Consider the following 16,273-nt stretch of genomic DNA (forward strand, 5'->3'; position numbering starts at 1 on the left):
GGTGAAATTATGAAATTAGCGGGACCACAGCTGGAGCGTCCGCGCATTGTCGTGATGGGCGGGGGAACGGGCTTGTCCGTCATGCTGCGGGGATTAAAACAGAAGCCGCTGGATATCACGGCGATCGTTACCGTTGCTGACGACGGGGGCAGCTCCGGCATCTTGCGCAGCGAGCTGCAAATGCCCCCGCCGGGTGATATCCGCAACGTACTGACGGCCCTGGCCGATGTCGAGCCACTGATGGCGGATTTGCTCAAATACCGCTTCAGCTCCGGGTCGGGATTGGCGGGTCACAGTCTGGGTAATCTCATTTTGGCGGCCATGACCGATATTTCGGGTGATTTTGTTACTGGTGTTCGTGAGCTGAGCCGTGTATTTGCCGTACGCGGTCGGGTACTGCCTGCGGCAGGAGAAGCGGTGGTGCTGCATGCGGAAATGGAAGACGGAAGCGTGGTCTCGGGCGAGTCCAAGATCCCGGAAGCCGGGGGCCGCATCAAACGTGTTTTCCTTGAGCCGACTCACGTGGAGCCGTTGCCTGAGGCGGTGGAGGCGATCGAGCGGGCTGATGCTATCCTGATAGGACCGGGAAGCTTGTATACGAGCATTCTTCCCAACCTGCTTGTGCCCAAGCTGGCCGAAGCGGTCGTGACTTCACAGGCGGTCAAGATTTTTATATGCAATGTCATGACTCAGCCGGGGGAAACGGATAATTACAGTGTAGGGGATCATCTGCAGGCCGTTTACGATCATGTAGGTCATCAGCTTTTTGACTACGTGATCGTTAATAACGGAGATATTCCGGCCCAGGTGTTGGATAAATACGCGGAACAGGGTGCCAGGCCGGTTCAGCTGGACCTGGAATCGGTAACCGGACAGGGGTACAAAGTGGTGGCTGATACACTGGTGCTGTTCAGAACATATTTAAGGCATGATGCCGACAGGCTGAGCCAGCACATCTATCAGCTCGTGCAAAACTGGATTTTAAGAAGGAGGTGAGTCCCTTGTCTTTTGCGGCTCAAACGAAAAAAGAGCTAACGATGATTGAAGGCCAGCCCTGCTGTGAAAAGGCCGAATTGTCGGCACTGATCCGGATGCTAGGCTCCGTGCAGCTTTCGAACAAAAAAGTGGTATTGGACATTTCCACTGAAAACGCCGCGATTGCAAGGCGCATTTACTCCTTCATCAAAAAGCATTTTCAGGTGCATACCGAACTGCTGGTCCGCAAGAAAATGCGGCTCAAGAAAAACAATGTGTACATTGTCCGCATTCCGGACCGGGTTCAAGAGATTTTGAAGGAGCTGTACATCGTCTCGGAGGGCTTTCTGTTTACGGACGGGATTAATCCGGCAATCATCGGGAAAAACTGTTGTAAACGGGCTTACCTGCGGGGAGCGTTCATGGCCGGGGGCTCGGTGAATAATCCGGAGGGCTCCTCCTATCATCTGGAAATTGCCTCGATGTATGAAGAACACTGCCAGGCACTGGTGGATCTCGCGAACGAGTTTCATTTGAATGCCCGTTGTATTGAACGAAAGAAGGGGTTCATTCTTTACATTAAGGAAGGCGAGAAAATTATTGAGTTCCTGAGCATTATCGGTGCTCATCAGGCTTTGTTCAAGTTTGAGGATGTGCGCATCATGCGTGACATGCGGAACTCGGTTAACCGGATCGTCAACTGTGAAACCGCGAATCTGAACAAGACGATCGGCGCGGCGGTCCGTCAAATCGAAAATATCAAGCTGCTGCAGAAGGAGGTCGGGCTGGAAACCCTGCCGGACAAACTTCGCGAAGTGGCTGAAATACGCCTGGCCCACCCGGACATGAATCTGAAAGAGGTCGGAGAGTTGCTGAAGGGCACGGTCAGCAAATCCGGGGTAAACCATCGGCTGCGGAAGATTGATGAGCTGGCTGACAAGGTCCGGGCAGAGCGGGGATTGATCCTGTAGCCTGTCTGACAGGCACGCACCGGGATGGGTGCCTGTTTTTTTTCTAGTTTATGATTCGGGTTGATGGTATAATGTGATAAATAAAATGGAATAAATGTGATTTTAGATTCATTTGTCAATTTACTCATAAAGGGGGAGCCGTTGTTCATGACCAAACATCCGGTAGTTGTACGTTTGAAAACAGGCCTGCATGCAAGACCTGCTGCATTGTTCGTACAGGAAGCCAATAAATATTCCTCAGAAGTGTTTGTGGAAAAAGACGACAAGAAAGTAAATGCCAAGAGCATCATGGGTATTATGAGCCTGGCGATTAGTTCCGGCACAGAAATTTATGTCAGTGCAGAAGGCGCAGATGCAGAACAGGCTGTAAACGCTTTAGTTAGCCTGGTCAGCAAGGAAGAGCTGGAAAACCAGTAAAGTACGGCTGAATTTGTTCAGGAGGTCCCCGGATTGGGGGCCTTTTTTTAGATTGTCCTGCAACCTTTTGGCTCTATCCCCGTCTAGAGAGTACAACAATTTTATGAAAAAACTGCCATGAGGAGCGGGTACAAATGAAAATGTGGGCAAAAACAGCGGGCGCGGTGCTGCTGGCGGGAACAGTGTTTGTTGGCGGTTTTGGCGGATTGGGCTTTGGGAACTATAGTGGAACCGTATATGCTGATGCTGCCAACGTGGTCCGCAATGTCATCAGTGTTAATGGCGAAGGTGAAATTTCCGTAAGTCCGGATATCGCCTACCTGTCCATCGGTGTACAGACTCAGGGGAAGACGGCAGTCGCCGCCCAGAAAGAGAATGCACAGATCATGGACAAAGTGAACAGTCTGCTCAAGACAACCTGGGGGATTAACGCAAAGGATATCAAGACAACCCAGTTTTCGGTTCAGCCAGATTACGCCTACAGCGAACAAGAGGGTCAGAAGCTAAAAGGTTATACAGCTTATCATACGCTGAACGTGGCTTATCGTGATTTGTCCAAGATTGGGCAGCTGCTTGACGCAGCAGCAAGTGCTGGTGCCAACAACATTGACGGTGTCCGGTTTACGGTAGAGAATCCGGAGAAGTATGAACAAGAAGTAATTGCCAAAGCGCTCGCCAACGCGCAGATGAAAGCGGGTGCGGTGGCTAAAGCGGCCAATCGCCAATTGGGAAGCCTGCTTAATGTATCGTTGGAGAATGCCCAGCCGCCTGTTTTTTATCAGGAGGCTGCTGTGGCCAAGGCTGCAGACTCTGCAGGCGCCAACACTGCGGTAGAGCCGGGGGAGATTAAGCTCAATACCCAGTTAAGTGCCCAGTATGAAATGAACTGATTACACGAAAGTGATCAATGAGCCGGAAATGAGTCAGGATTGTAACCCAGCCTGTAACATTTTCCGGCTCAAAGTATTTTAAGATATCACTCAGATGGTTTTTTCATCCCACGACTTGCGTCAAGGATCAGAGGAGGATATTAACAAATGAACATTCACACAAAACGACTGGGTACAATAATGCTTGCGGCTGCTCTGGTCACCGGCGGCGTTACTGCGCCTTTTTCCGAACTGCACGCAGCTGGTGCAGCCCAAACTGCTCAGCAAACTCAGGTAACCTTGAAATGGAACGGCAAGACCCTGCAAACGAAAGGGCTCATGCTCAAAGGGCAGACCCTGATCCCTGTAGCGGCCCTCAGGGATGATCTGAAGCTGCCTGTGTCATATAACGCGTCCGAGAAATCTTATACAATCGGTGCCGGCTATAACAAGCTGGAAATTACGACAGGGTACGATGAGCCGTACATCAATGTAAACGGGGTGCACACGTATGATATGCAGGCCCGGATGGTCAGCAACCGGCTTTATGTTCCTATCGGCCACCTGAAGGCTTATCTCGGCATTGACGCTGCCTGGAACGCGGCCGCTAAGACGGTCAGCATGACCAAAGGCCAGCTGAATTCCATCTCCATCAAAACGGTCAGCCTGTCTCAGGAAAAATCGGATACGATGAACTTCGATCTGAAATACCCTCAGCTTACAGGCAGCCAGGCCGGTATTGATAAAATCAATGCCGTGCTGAAGCAGCATGAAGAAAAGGTGCTGGCAGAGATCAAGAAGCAAATCAAAGAGATCGGAGAAGCTACTGCGGACCGACCTTATCAATTTGGAAACAATTATGCCGTGATCTACAACAGGGGAGGTTATATCAGCCTGATTGTAGAGGACTACTCCTACTATGGCGGCGCTCACGGCTCCACGACCCGTACAGGGTATACGTTCTCGCTGGCGGATGGCAAGCAGCTGGGGCTTGGCGATGTGCTGAAGGCCAACCCGAATTACAAGAAAACACTGAACAACAAGCTGCTCAAACAAGTGCCGGCATCTAACGGATATTTGGATTTGGGAGACTTTAAGGGGCTATCGGATCAGCCGGACTTCTACGTCACTGGAACAGGCATCGTCATCTTCTTCCAACAGTACGAGTACACAGCTTATGCGGCAGGCATTCCGGAGTTCCCTTTTGCTTTCACGGAGCTTCTTCCTGCTGGGGCCAAGCCGTTCGGAAAGTAATCATCCAGGAGAAAAGAAAAATCCGTCCCGCGTTCCTGCAACAGGAACATGGGACGGATTTTTTTGCAAATGGGACTTAAAAGACTTGTGTTACGGGTTAGACTCCTGGTGTCGGAGTGCTGGAAATCACCTGATCGATGAGACCGTATTCTTTGGCTTCGTCAGCCGACATGAAGTAGTCACGATCGGTATCCTTCTCGATGCGGTCCAGCGGCTGACCGGTACGCTCGGCGAGGATGCGGTTCAGCTTATCCCGCATTTTCAGGATACGGCGTGCGCGGATTTCAATATCTGTCGCTTGACCTTGAGCGCCGCCCAAAGGCTGGTGAATCATAACCTCACTGTTTGGCAGGGCGAAGCGCTTGCCTTTGGCGCCTGCATTCAGCAGGAATGCTCCCATGGAAGCGGCCATCCCCACACAGATGGTGGATACGTCGGGTTTGATAAACTGCATCGTATCGAAAATCGCCATGCCGGCTGTGATGGAGCCGCCGGGGCTGTTGATGTAGAGGTGGATGTCTTTTTCCGGATCTTCCGCAGACAGAAACAGCATTTGCGCGATAATGGAGTTGGCGACCACGTCATTCACGTCAGATCCGAGGAAAATGATGCGGTCCTTCAGCAATCTGGAGTAAATGTCATAGGCTCTCTCACCGCGGTTGGTTTGTTCAACGACCATAGGAATGTAGCTCACGTAAAACCCTCCCTTAAATATGTGCTAGGATACGTACTACCTGATACAGGTAAAGTCTCCATAATAAACTGTTACCGTATTACCCACATCATAAACAATTTCAAGCAAAAAGTCAAAGAAAGTCAAACTATTGGCGAAAAAAAAGAGCCCTCTGCGCTCTCGTTGGTTAACACTTATATATAACATCAATAAAAATGGCGCGCCCGCGAGGAATCGAACCTCGATCTCAGGCTCCGGAGGCCTACGTCATATCCGTTGGACCACGGGCGCATATTCAACATTCCTTAGAAATAGGACACAAAAATGATTATATGTGACTCTTGAGCAAAATGCAAGTTTTTATTTCGGTGGTCTGATGAAAGGCTTTTATGTTAATAATGGATGCTAAAACGCTGCGCACAATCGGTTGAAGGAGTGAGAAATATAGGTTCTGACACTTGCATGTGAGGTTGGAATTGGTTAAAATGATTGTGGGACTTAAAAAGTTAACCCGGGACATTTTGAGGCCAGCACAAAGGACATAAGTGTATATGAACCAGTAGGAAGTCTGCGGGAGTGGAAAGCATGCGAAATATATTAGAAATTCAGAAGCAGCTTCTGCCAGATCTCACGGATGTATTGAAGAAAAGGTATACCATCCTGCATCAGATCATGCTGTCAGACATCATCGGACGCAGAACGCTTGCGGCCTCATTGCATATGACCGAACGTGTGCTGCGAGCCGAAACCGATCTTTTGAAAGCCCAAGGCCTTATAGAGATTGAGAGCATTGGTATGCGGGTGAGCGAAGCCGGCAGGGAGCTGCTGGAGCAGCTTGAACCCATTGCCAAAGAGCTGTTTGGATTGTCTTTGCTTGAAGATCAAATCCGTCAGGCATATAACCTGCGCAAGGTAATCGTCGTGCCGGGTGATTCGGATACGTCGCCGATGACCAAACGGGAATTAGGCCGGGCGGGAGCCAAGGCGCTGCTGAGCGTCATGGGAGATGAGGATGTCGTTGCCGTTACGGGTGGTACGACTATCGCCGATGTAGCGGAGCATTTGACAACACCGTCCAGCGGACCGCTGAAGGGCGGATGGTTTGTTCCAGCCCGCGGAGGGTTGGGGGAAAGTCTGGAAATGCAGGCGAATTCCATCGTATCCAATATGGCCCGCAACGTAGGAGCACAGTACAGGCTGCTGCATGTGCCGGATCTGTTGAGCCAGGAAGCCTATGAGTCGCTTGTTCAGGATCATATGATTCAGGAGATCGTGGAGACGATCCGTAAGAGCCGGATTATCATCCACGGGATTGGCAATGCCATGGAAATGGCGAAAAGGCGCAGGCTGGACGCGGACACTGTGGCGGAGATCCAGGGTGAGGGAGCGGTGGCTGAGTCTTTTGGCTACTACTTTAACGAACAGGGTGTAGTTGTACACCGGATGCTTACTATTGGGCTGCGCCTCGAAGACATCAAGCGGACAGAAATCGTACTCGGCATCGCCGGGGGCGCAAGCAAGGCGGCGGCGATACAAGCCGTATTGCGGTTTGGCCAGGAGGACATTTTGGTCACCGACGAAGCGGCGGCGGAAATCATCGTGCGCAATTGCTGAGTTATTTTTAAATGAAGCATTAATAATTGTTGTCTTGACAGGTCTAACCACTTGTCTTGAATAAATAAAAACAAACAAAACTTGGGAGGAACTTACTCATGGTTAAAGTAGGTATTAACGGTTTTGGACGTATCGGCAGACTGGCTTTCCGTCGTATTCAAAATGTGGAAGGCATTGAAGTAGTAGCAATCAACGACCTTACTGATGCCAAAATGCTGGCTCATTTGCTGAAATATGATACAACGCAAGGACGTTTCGACGGAGACGTTGAAGTACATGACGGCTTCTTCAAAGTAAACGGCAAAGAAGTTAAAGTTCTGGCTAACCGCAACCCTGAAGAACTGCCTTGGGGCGAGCTGGGCGTTGACATCGTGCTGGAGTGCACAGGTTTCTTCACAACTAAAGAAGCAGCTGAAAAGCACCTGAAAGGCGGCGCCAAGAAAGTTGTAATCTCCGCGCCAGCTACAGGCGACATGAAAACGATCGTGTACAACGTAAACCACAACACACTGGACGGTACTGAAACTGTAATTTCCGGTGCTTCCTGTACAACTAACTGCCTGGCTCCTATGGCTAAAACATTGAACGACAAGTTCGGTGTTGTGGAAGGTCTGATGACTACCATCCACGCTTACACAGGCGACCAAAATACACTTGATGCTCCGCATGCCAAAGGCGACTTCCGTCGTGCGCGCGCTGCTGCCGAGAACATCATCCCTAACACAACTGGTGCTGCTAAAGCAATCGGTCTGGTTATTCCTGAACTGCAAGGCAAACTGGACGGTGCTGCACAGCGCGTTCCGGTTGCAACTGGTTCCCTGACTGAGCTGGTAACGGTTCTGGAGAAAAACGTAACTGTAGACGAAGTTAACGCAGCTATGAAAGCAGCTTCCGATCCTGAAACTTACGGATACACTGAAGACGAGATCGTATCTTCCGATATCAAAGGTATGACTTTCGGATCCTTGTTTGATGCAACTCAAACTAAAGTGCTGACTGTTGGCGACAAACAACTGGTTAAAACTGTAGCTTGGTACGACAATGAAATGTCCTACACAGCTCAGCTGGTTCGTACCCTGGAGCACTTCGCGAAGCTGGCTAAGTAATAACGGCTTGGCGTTATGCAACCACATAGAGCGGAAACAGACTATTGTTTCCGCTCTTTATATATGACTTGCACATCATCAAATCCCTGGTGCGGAGGAGTATCGATATGAACAAAAAAAGCGTTCGCGATGTAGAAGTAAGCGGCAAAAAGGTGTTTGTCCGCGTAGATTTCAACGTTCCTGTGGAAGACGGCAAAATTACTGACGACAAGCGTATCCGTGAAACCTTGCCAACGATTAACTACCTGATCGAAAAAGGTGCTAAAATTATTTTGGCAAGCCATTTCGGACGTCCGAAGGGCGAAGTGGTTGAATCCATGCGCTTGACACCTGTGGCGGCACGCCTGTCCGAGCTGCTGGGCAAACCTGTAGCCAAGGCTGATGAGGCTGTTGGTGAAGCGGTGAAAGCACAAGTGGCGGAGCTGCAAAACGGTGACGTACTGTTGCTCGAAAACGTCCGCTTTTATCCAGGCGAAGAGAAGAACGATCCTGAGCTGGCGAAGCAATTTGCCGAGCTGGCAGACCTGTTCGTCAACGACGCATTTGGCGCTGCTCACCGTGCGCATGCTTCCACAGAAGGCATTGCACATCAACTGCCGGCCGTATCCGGCCTATTGATGGAGAGAGAGTTGTCCGTGTTGGGCAAAGCGCTGTCCAATCCGGATCGTCCGTTCACGGCCATTATTGGCGGTTCCAAGGTAAAAGACAAAATCGACGTGATCGACAACCTGATCACCCTTGCGGACAACATCATTATCGGCGGTGGCCTGACCTATACCTTCTTCAAGGCTCAGGGTCATGAAATTGGCCTATCCTTGCTGGATGAGTCCAAGCTGGACGTATCCCTTGGTTTTATCGAAAAAGCGAAAAGCCTGGGCAAAAACTTCTACCTTCCGGTGGACATCGTGGTTGCCGATGATTTCAGCGCTTCTGCCAATACACAGATCGTTGATATCGACGGTATCCCTGCTGGCTGGGAAGGCGTGGACATCGGTCCGAAAACCCGTGCCATCTATGCCGATGTGATCAAAAACTCCAAGCTGGTCGTGTGGAACGGACCTATGGGTGTATTCGAAATTGAACCATTCTCCAACGGTACTCGCGAAGTAGCGGAAGCTTGCGCAACAACCGAAGGCTACACCATCATCGGCGGCGGCGATTCTGCGGCTGCAGCCGAGAAATTCGGTCTGGCTGATAAAATGGACCACATCTCCACAGGTGGCGGCGCTTCCCTTGAGTTCATGGAAGGCAAGGCGCTTCCGGGCGTTGTGGCATTGAACGACAAGTAATTAGCAGGGAGCTGAAAAAAGTGAGAACACCGATTATTGCAGGCAACTGGAAAATGTTCAAAACCGTTCCTGAAGCAACAGACTTCATCCAGAGCGTAAAAGGCAAAGCCGAAGTGGAAGGCGTGGAGAGCGTGATCTGTGCGCCATTCACGAATCTGCCTGCTCTGGTGGAAGCTGTGAAAGGAACCTCCATCAAAATTGGAGCACAAAACCTTCACTTCGCTGAGGACGGTGCTTATACGGGCGAAATCAGCGGCCGTATGCTGAAGGATCTGGGCGTGGATTACGTTATTATCGGACACTCCGAGCGCCGTCAATATTTCGCGGAAACGGATGAAACGGTGAACAAGAAAGTTCACGCCGCCTTCCGCAACGATCTGATTCCAATCGTATGTGTTGGCGAGAAGCTGGAAGAGCGTGAAGCCGGACAGACGAAGGAAGTCTGCAAAGTGCAGACAGAGGCGGCTTTTGCGGGTCTTGCCAAGGATCAGGCAGCACAGGTTGTCGTGGCTTACGAGCCCATCTGGGCGATCGGAACAGGCAAGTCCTCCACAGCGCAGGATGCCAACGAGGTAATTGCTTATATCCGTACCTTGATTACAGAACTGTATGATGAGAGCACGGCCAATGCGGTTCGCATTCAATACGGCGGCAGCGTAAAGCCCGAAAATGTAACAGAATACATGGGTCAAAGCGACATCGACGGCGCACTGGTCGGCGGGGCAAGCCTGCAGCCGGATTCTTATATCGCGCTTGTTGAGGGGGCGAAGTAACATGACCGCACCAAGACCGGTTGCATTAATTATTATGGACGGATTCGGACTTCGAGACACTGTGGAAGGCAATGCCGTTGCACAGGCCAACAAGCCGAACTACGACAAATACTTAAGTATTTACCCGCACACGACGCTGACAGCGTCCGGTGAAGCGGTTGGACTGCCGGAAGGACAGATGGGCAACTCGGAGGTAGGTCACCTGAACATTGGCGCAGGGCGGACTGTATATCAGGATCTGACCAGAATCTCTAAGTCCATCCGGGAGGGGGAGTTCTTCGATAACGAAACATTGGTTGAGGCGGTTCGTTACGCGAAGAACAACAACAAGAAGCTACATCTGTACGGACTGCTGTCCGACGGCGGTGTACACAGCCACATTGATCATCTGTTTGCCATGATCGACCTGGCGAAGAAAGAGGATTTGCACGAAGTTTATATTCATGCATTTATGGATGGCCGTGACGTCATGCCTGACAGCGGCGTTGGTTTCATGGAGAAGCTGATTTCCAAAATTCAGGAAAGCGGCGTTGGCAAAATCGCGACCGTACAAGGCCGCTATTATGCAATGGACCGCGACAAGCGTTGGGAACGGGTTGAGAAATCGTACCGTGCCATCGTGTACGGAGATGGTCCGAAATATACGGATCCCATGCAGGCCCTGCGTGAATCGTATGAGAAGTCCGTATTTGACGAGTTTGTGGAACCGACCGTGATTACCGAGGCAGACGGCAGCCCGGTAGGACTGGTGGAGAGCGGCGATTCCGTTGTGTTCCTGAACTTCCGTCCTGACCGTGCCATCCAACTGTCTCAAGTATTCACCAACGCGGATTTCCGCGGATTTGACAGAGGACCGAAATTTCCGGAAAATTTACATTTCGTATGTCTGACTTTGTTCAGCGAAACGGTGAACGGTTTTGTGGCTTACGAACCGAAGAATCTGGACAATACGTTCGGTGAAGTGCTTGTACAGCATAACAAGAAGCAACTGCGTATTGCCGAAACCGAGAAGTACCCGCACGTGACGTTCTTCTTCAGCGGCGGACGTGATGTCGAGCTTCCTGGCGAGACACGGGTTCTGATCAACTCGCCGAAGGTTGCTACCTACGACCTGCAGCCGGAAATGAGCGCTTATGAAGTGGCGGATGCTTGCGTGAAGGAAATCGAGTCCGACAAGCATGATGCGATTATCCTGAATTTTGCGAACCCGGACATGGTGGGACACTCCGGTAAAATGGAGCCTACGATTAAAGCGGTAGAAGTGACGGATGAGTGCGTTGGACGTGTAGTGAACGCCGTGAAGGCCAAAGGTGGTACTGTGGTTATCATTGCCGATCACGGCAACGCGGATATGGAAATCGATGAGCAGGGACGTCCTTTCACCGCTCACACGACCAACCCGGTTCCGTTCATCGTGACTGATGAAAACCTGGTGCTGCGCGAAGGCGGTATCCTGGCTGACGTGGCTCCAACACTGCTGGACCTGATGGGTCTGCCGTTGCCTGCGGAAATGACTGGAACGTCCATGATTGCAGGACGTAAATAAGATGTGCTAATTTAGGAATAGAATAAACATACCAAAAGGAGATCTGTACAATGACTATTATTTCTGACGTGTACGCTCGCGAAGTCCTTGACTCCCGCGGCAACCCGACTGTAGAAGTTGAAGTATATCTGGAATCCGGTGCGATGGGACGCGCAATCGTTCCTTCCGGCGCTTCCACAGGTGCGCATGAAGCTGTAGAGCTGCGCGATAACGATAAAGACCGTTACCTCGGCAAAGGTGTTCTGCAAGCCGTTAAAAACGTAAATGAAGTGATCGCACCGGAAGTCATCGGTTTAGACGCTGTAAATCAGCTCGAAATCGACAAAAAGATGATCGCTCTGGACGGCACGCCTAACAAAGGCAAGCTGGGCGCAAACGCAATTCTGGCGGTATCCATGGCTGTAGCCCGTGCTGCTGCAGACGCTCTGGGTCTGCCTCTGTATGTATATCTCGGCGGATTCAACGCGAAGCAACTGCCTGTGCCAATGATGAACATCGTGAACGGCGGCGCCCATGCCGACAACAACGTTGACGTGCAAGAGTTCATGGTCCTGCCAGTAGGTGCTCCAAGCTTCAAAGAAGCGCTGCGTATGGGTGCGGAAATCTTCCACAACCTGAAATCCGTTCTGAAAGGCAAAGGCCTGAATACGGCAGTTGGCGACGAAGGCGGCTTTGCTCCTAACTTCACATCCAACGAAGATGCGCTGTCCTCCATTATCGAAGCGATTGAAAAAGCAGGGTACAAGCCAGGTGAAGACGTTCTGCTCGGCATGGACGTAGCTTCCACGGAGTTCTACAAGGACGGCAAGTACACACTGGAAGGCGAAGGAAAATCCTTCACTTCTGCTGAGTTCGTAGACCTGCTGGCTTCCTGGGTTGATAAATATCCGATCGTTACGATCGAAGACGGCTGCGCCGAAGACGATTGGGAAGGCTGGAAGCTGCTTACCGAGAAGCTGGGCAACAAAATCCAGCTGGTTGGTGACGACCTGTTCGTAACCAACACCGAGCGTCTGAATAAAGGTATCGAAGAAGGCATCGGCAACTCCATCCTGATCAAGGTGAACCAAATCGGTACCCTGACTGAAACGTTCGACGCGATCGAAATGGCGAAACGCGCTGGTTACACAGCGGTAATATCCCACCGTTCCGGTGAGTCCGAAGACAGCACGATCGCTGATATCGCGGTTGCAACGAACGCTGGTCAAATCAAAACCGGTGCTCCTTCCCGTACGGATCGTATCGCGAAATACAACCAACTGCTTCGTATCGAAGACGATCTCGGCGAGCTGGCTCAATACAACGGCTTGAAGTCCTTTTACAACCTGAAGAAATAATTGTCTGATTCGGCAGTAAACGCAAAACAGGGTATTCCTGGCCTTATAGCTGGGAATACCCTGTTTTTTTTGGGAGAATGACTGTCTTCCGAGAGTTAATGATGGCGTTTTGCTATTCAAAGTTTGGTTGTGTTAAACGAACGGGTGTGATAAAATGAAAATGCTGTTTATGAAACGTGAACTCTTCATTATTAATGCATAAAAGTGATGCTCAGGCTTAGGAGGTGGAATACATGGAACTGTTTTTGAAAATTGTGCTCGTTGTATTGTCCATTGCTGTGGTTGCGGTTGTGTTGTTGCAGAAAGGTAAGAGTGCAGGATTGTCCGGTGCCATCTCCGGCGGAGCGGAGCATCTGTTTGGCAAAACCAAAGCACGCGGGATGGATCTGATCCTGCAGCGTGTTACAGCCGGGCTTGGAGCGGCGTTTATGATCGTTGCCATACTGGTTGCCGTCCTGGTGAGCTAATACGAACATTTAAAGCCTTCGTTTCAACCGAAACGGGGGCTTTTTAAATACAAACGGCTGTGACCGAGATACATAACAAGCGATATTCTAATATAGGAAATCCATACTTACACTGGAGCAGGGATGCCAGGGATTGAATCTGTGTATACTAGGGTATGAGTATACTAGGACTGGTCATATCCTGACCGGATGAGAAGCCTGCACTCATGGACGTATTGCAGGAACAGATCAGAGATAATGGGCCGAAATTAAAGGTCACCCGAGGTGGACAAAATGATAACAGAAGAACAAATACTTGAATTTATGCGGGATGCCGCATACAAGCCGATGACTTATCAGGAGCTGGAGAAGCATTTCGGGATTGACAGTGCGACGGATTTCAGGGAATTCCTCAAGCTGCTGAACGCTTTGGAGGAAAGCGGCAAGCTTTTGCTCAACAGCGGCAACCGGTACGGCGTTCCGGAGCGAATGAATCTGGTGCGCGGACGCCTGCAAGCTCACGCCAAGGGTTTTGCTTTTCTCATTCCTGAGGACAGGGACCATCCTGACGTCTATATTCATGCCAATGATCTCAAGGGGGCGATGAACGGCGATACCGTGCTCATCCGTGTGACCTCCAGAGGACCTGCGGGCGGACGCCTGGAAGGTGAAGTGGTACGGATCGTTGAGCGTGGTATTCTGCAGGTGGTTGGCGTGTTCCAGAGCCATGAAGTGTACGGCTTCGTAATTCCTGATGACAAACGGATTAATCGGGATATTTTTATTCCCCAACCCAGCTTTCATGGAGCGGTCAATGGACAGAAGGTCGTTGTAAAAATTGTGAATTACCCCGAGGGCCGCGCGGCTGCTGAGGGTGAAATCATTGAAATTCTTGGTCATAAGGACGACCCGGGCGTGGATATTCTGTCCATTATCCGCAAGCATCAGCTTCCGGAATCTTTTCCCGAGGAGGTTATGGGGGAAGCGGAGGCGGCTCCCGATTCCATTACGGAGGATGAGATCATCCGCCAGGGGAGACGGGATCTGCGCGGCAAAACGATTGTGACGATCGACGGTGAAGACGCAAAGGACCTTGATGATGCTGTCAATGTGGAGCGCCTGCCAAACGGAAACTACCTGCTCGGTGTTCATATTGCCGATGTAGGGTATTATGTGCGCGAGAACTCCAAGCTTGATCAGGAGGCGTATAACCGCGGCTGCAGCGTGTATCTGGTGGACCGGGTTATTCCGATGCTTCCGCACCGTCTGTCTAACGGGATCTGCTCCCTGAACCCGCAGGTAGACCGGCTGACGATGTCGTGTGAAATGGAATTCGATTCGAATATGAAGGTCGTACGGCATGATATTTTTACAAGCGTGATCAAGACGAAGGAACGGATGACCTACAAAAACGTTCGCAAAATCCTTGACGAAGAGGAACCGGAGCTACTGGAGCGGTACAAGGATCTGGTGGATACCTTCAAACTGATGAAAGAGCTGGCGATGAAGCTGCGCAGCCATCGGATGAAACGGGGCGCGGTGGATTTTGACTTTGACGAAGCCAAAGTTATCGTGGATGAGGAAGGCAAGGCCGTCGATATTATTAAAAGAGAACGTACCGTAGCCGAGCAGATTATCGAGGAGTTCATGCTGGCGGCAAATGAGACGGTGGCGGAGCATTTTCACTGGTTGAAGGTGCCGTTTATTTATCGGATTCACGAGGACCCGGATCAGGAAAAGCTGCAGAACTTTATGGCGTTTGCCGCGAATTTCGGCTATCAGATTAAGGGGCGGGGCAATTCCATTCATCCCCGTGCGCTGCAGACGCTGCTGGAGGATATTCAGGGCACGAAGGAGCGAACCGTGTTGAGCACGATGATGCTGCGTTCGATGAAGCAGGCGAAATATGATGCGGAGTCCACGGGCCATTTTGGGCTGGCAGCAGAATATTATTCGCATTTTACGTCACCGATCCGGCGTTATCCCGATCTGGTGATTCACCGGGTGATCCGGGAGGTGGTGGAGAGCGGCGGCACACTTTCGCCGGAGCGGCAGGAATACCTCGCCTCCCGTATGCAGGATATTGCGCAGCAGTCCTCCGAGCGTGAGCGGGTTGCGGTGGATGCCGAACGGGATGTAGAGCAGATGAAGAAAGCGGAATACATGCTGGATAAGGTCGGGGAAGAATTCGACGGTATTATCAGCAGCGTTACCGGCTTTGGTATGTTCATCGAGCTGGAAAATACGGTGGAGGGTCTCATCCGGATGGGCGGCCTGACGGACGACTATTATCACTTTGATGAGGCCCACATGGCTCTGATCGGGGAGCGCACCTCCCGCGTATTCCGTATAGGTGATGAAGTGAAAGTGCGAGTGGCGCGTGTCAACATGGATGAGCACACCATCGACTTCGAGCTGGTGGACATGAAGCCGCGTAGCGAGCGTGGACGGCCTGACTGGGCAGGCGGCGGCTCAGGACGGCCAGGTGGACGTGGCAAGAGCGGCGGTGGTCGAGGCAAGGGAGACGGTCGTGGCGGTGCAGTCGCTGCCGAGGGAAGCCGCCCCGGAGGCAAAGGTAAGCGGGGCGGTAATGGAGGCGGCCGCGATGGTGCGGCTGCAGCGTCGGAAGTGGGCCGTTCCGGCGGCAATGGAGGCGGAAAAGGCAAGCGGAGCGGCGACAGAGGCCGCTCCGAACGGGGCGCTGCTTCGGCTCCGGCGGTCAGCTTCGGATTCGGCAGTGGTAAGGGCGGCTACAACTCGCCTGCAGGTGGCAGCGGCGGCAATGGAAGCCGCCGCAAGAAGACATCGGCGAGCGGCGTCTTCATCGGCGAGTCGGCCACGCCGGGCAGCGATGCCAGCGGTCCGGTGCGCCGCAAGCGGAAGAAGTCCAAAGACGGCAGTGGCGGAAATGCGACGGCAACCTTTGTCCGCAAGAAGAAAAAATAAACGGACAGGCGATCTATGTGCAAGCACGGCAGAACGACCTGCATGTGGGCCGTCGTT

14 protein-coding genes and 1 tRNA gene are annotated in these 16,273 nt (G+C 51.6%); 13 read left to right on the forward strand and 2 right to left on the reverse strand.

Annotated features, from left to right (window positions below; all coding sequences use genetic code 11):
• The first annotated feature begins 9 nt into the window (after nt 1-9).
• The 5 genes from mgfK (at nt 10) to ACE5LO_RS16290 (ending at nt 4,486) form a co-directional block, all read left to right on the forward strand.
• A complete protein-coding gene (mgfK, locus tag ACE5LO_RS16270; RefSeq protein WP_375521070.1) occupies nt 10-996 on the forward strand; it encodes a gluconeogenesis morphogenetic factor MgfK in 987 nt (328 codons plus the stop codon).
• Between the two features lie 5 nt (nt 997-1,001).
• Nucleotides 1,002-1,946 carry a DNA-binding protein WhiA gene (whiA, locus tag ACE5LO_RS16275; RefSeq protein ID WP_375521071.1) on the forward strand — a complete coding sequence of 315 codons (945 nt, stop codon included), beginning with the start codon at nt 1,002-1,004 and terminating at the stop codon, nt 1,944-1,946.
• A gap of 147 nt (nt 1,947-2,093) precedes the next feature.
• The gene (locus ACE5LO_RS16280; protein WP_305757081.1) at nt 2,094-2,363 is read left to right on the forward strand and encodes an HPr family phosphocarrier protein; all 270 of its coding nucleotides are present in this window, start codon (nt 2,094-2,096) and stop codon (nt 2,361-2,363) included.
• 134 nt (nt 2,364-2,497) lie between these two features.
• Nucleotides 2,498-3,253: an SIMPL domain-containing protein gene (locus ACE5LO_RS16285; RefSeq protein WP_375521072.1), complete on the forward strand. Its 756-nt coding sequence runs from the start codon at nt 2,498-2,500 to the stop codon at nt 3,251-3,253.
• Nucleotides 3,254-3,400: 147 nt separating this feature from the next.
• Nucleotides 3,401-4,486, forward strand: a complete 1,086-nt coding sequence (locus ACE5LO_RS16290; protein WP_375521073.1) for a PdaC/SigV domain-containing protein — start codon at nt 3,401-3,403, stop codon at nt 4,484-4,486.
• Nucleotides 4,487-4,583: 97 nt separating this feature from the next.
• Here the strand turns inward: ACE5LO_RS16290 and clpP are convergent, their stop codons facing one another.
• Together clpP and ACE5LO_RS16300 are read right to left on the reverse strand one after the other, a co-directional pair.
• Nucleotides 4,584-5,180, reverse strand: a complete 597-nt coding sequence (gene clpP / locus ACE5LO_RS16295) for an ATP-dependent Clp endopeptidase proteolytic subunit ClpP (protein WP_375357916.1) — start codon at nt 5,178-5,180, stop codon at nt 4,584-4,586.
• Between the two features lie 195 nt (nt 5,181-5,375).
• Nucleotides 5,376-5,450 (reverse strand) — tRNA-Arg (locus tag ACE5LO_RS16300).
• Between the two features lie 294 nt (nt 5,451-5,744).
• Between ACE5LO_RS16300 and ACE5LO_RS16305 the strand changes: the two genes are divergently transcribed.
• From ACE5LO_RS16305 to rnr, 8 genes are all read left to right on the forward strand, one after another.
• Nucleotides 5,745-6,773: a sugar-binding transcriptional regulator gene (locus ACE5LO_RS16305; RefSeq protein WP_375521074.1), complete on the forward strand. Its 1,029-nt coding sequence runs from the start codon at nt 5,745-5,747 to the stop codon at nt 6,771-6,773.
• Nucleotides 6,774-6,871: 98 nt separating this feature from the next.
• Nucleotides 6,872-7,879 (forward strand): type I glyceraldehyde-3-phosphate dehydrogenase, encoded by a 1,008-nt coding sequence (gap, locus tag ACE5LO_RS16310; RefSeq protein ID WP_355323870.1) that lies wholly within the window; start codon nt 6,872-6,874, stop codon nt 7,877-7,879.
• A 107-nt stretch (nt 7,880-7,986) separates the two neighbouring features.
• Entirely contained in the window at nt 7,987-9,168 is a 1,182-nt protein-coding gene (locus ACE5LO_RS16315; protein WP_375521075.1) for a phosphoglycerate kinase, read from the forward strand.
• 20 nt (nt 9,169-9,188) lie between these two features.
• On the forward strand, nt 9,189-9,941 hold the full coding sequence (gene tpiA, locus ACE5LO_RS16320) for a triose-phosphate isomerase (RefSeq protein ID WP_375521076.1): 753 nt from the start codon (nt 9,189-9,191) through the stop codon (nt 9,939-9,941).
• 1 nt (nt 9,942) lies between these two features.
• A complete protein-coding gene (gpmI, locus tag ACE5LO_RS16325) occupies nt 9,943-11,487 on the forward strand; it encodes a 2,3-bisphosphoglycerate-independent phosphoglycerate mutase (RefSeq protein WP_375521077.1) in 1,545 nt (514 codons plus the stop codon).
• Nucleotides 11,488-11,537: 50 nt separating this feature from the next.
• On the forward strand, nt 11,538-12,824 hold the full coding sequence (gene eno / locus ACE5LO_RS16330; RefSeq protein ID WP_375521078.1) for a phosphopyruvate hydratase: 1,287 nt from the start codon (nt 11,538-11,540) through the stop codon (nt 12,822-12,824).
• Nucleotides 12,825-13,057: 233 nt separating this feature from the next.
• Nucleotides 13,058-13,291 carry a preprotein translocase subunit SecG gene (gene secG / locus ACE5LO_RS16335; RefSeq protein WP_375357908.1) on the forward strand — a complete coding sequence of 78 codons (234 nt, stop codon included), beginning with the start codon at nt 13,058-13,060 and terminating at the stop codon, nt 13,289-13,291.
• Nucleotides 13,292-13,564: 273 nt separating this feature from the next.
• Complete coding sequence (gene rnr, locus ACE5LO_RS16340) at nt 13,565-16,216, forward strand: ribonuclease R (protein ID WP_375521079.1); 2,652 nt, start codon at nt 13,565-13,567, stop codon at nt 16,214-16,216.
• The last annotated feature ends 57 nt before the right edge of the window (nt 16,217-16,273 follow it).

This window comes from Paenibacillus medicaginis (assembly GCF_042138635.1).
Lineage (GTDB): Bacteria > Bacillota > Bacilli > Paenibacillales > Paenibacillaceae > Paenibacillus > Paenibacillus medicaginis.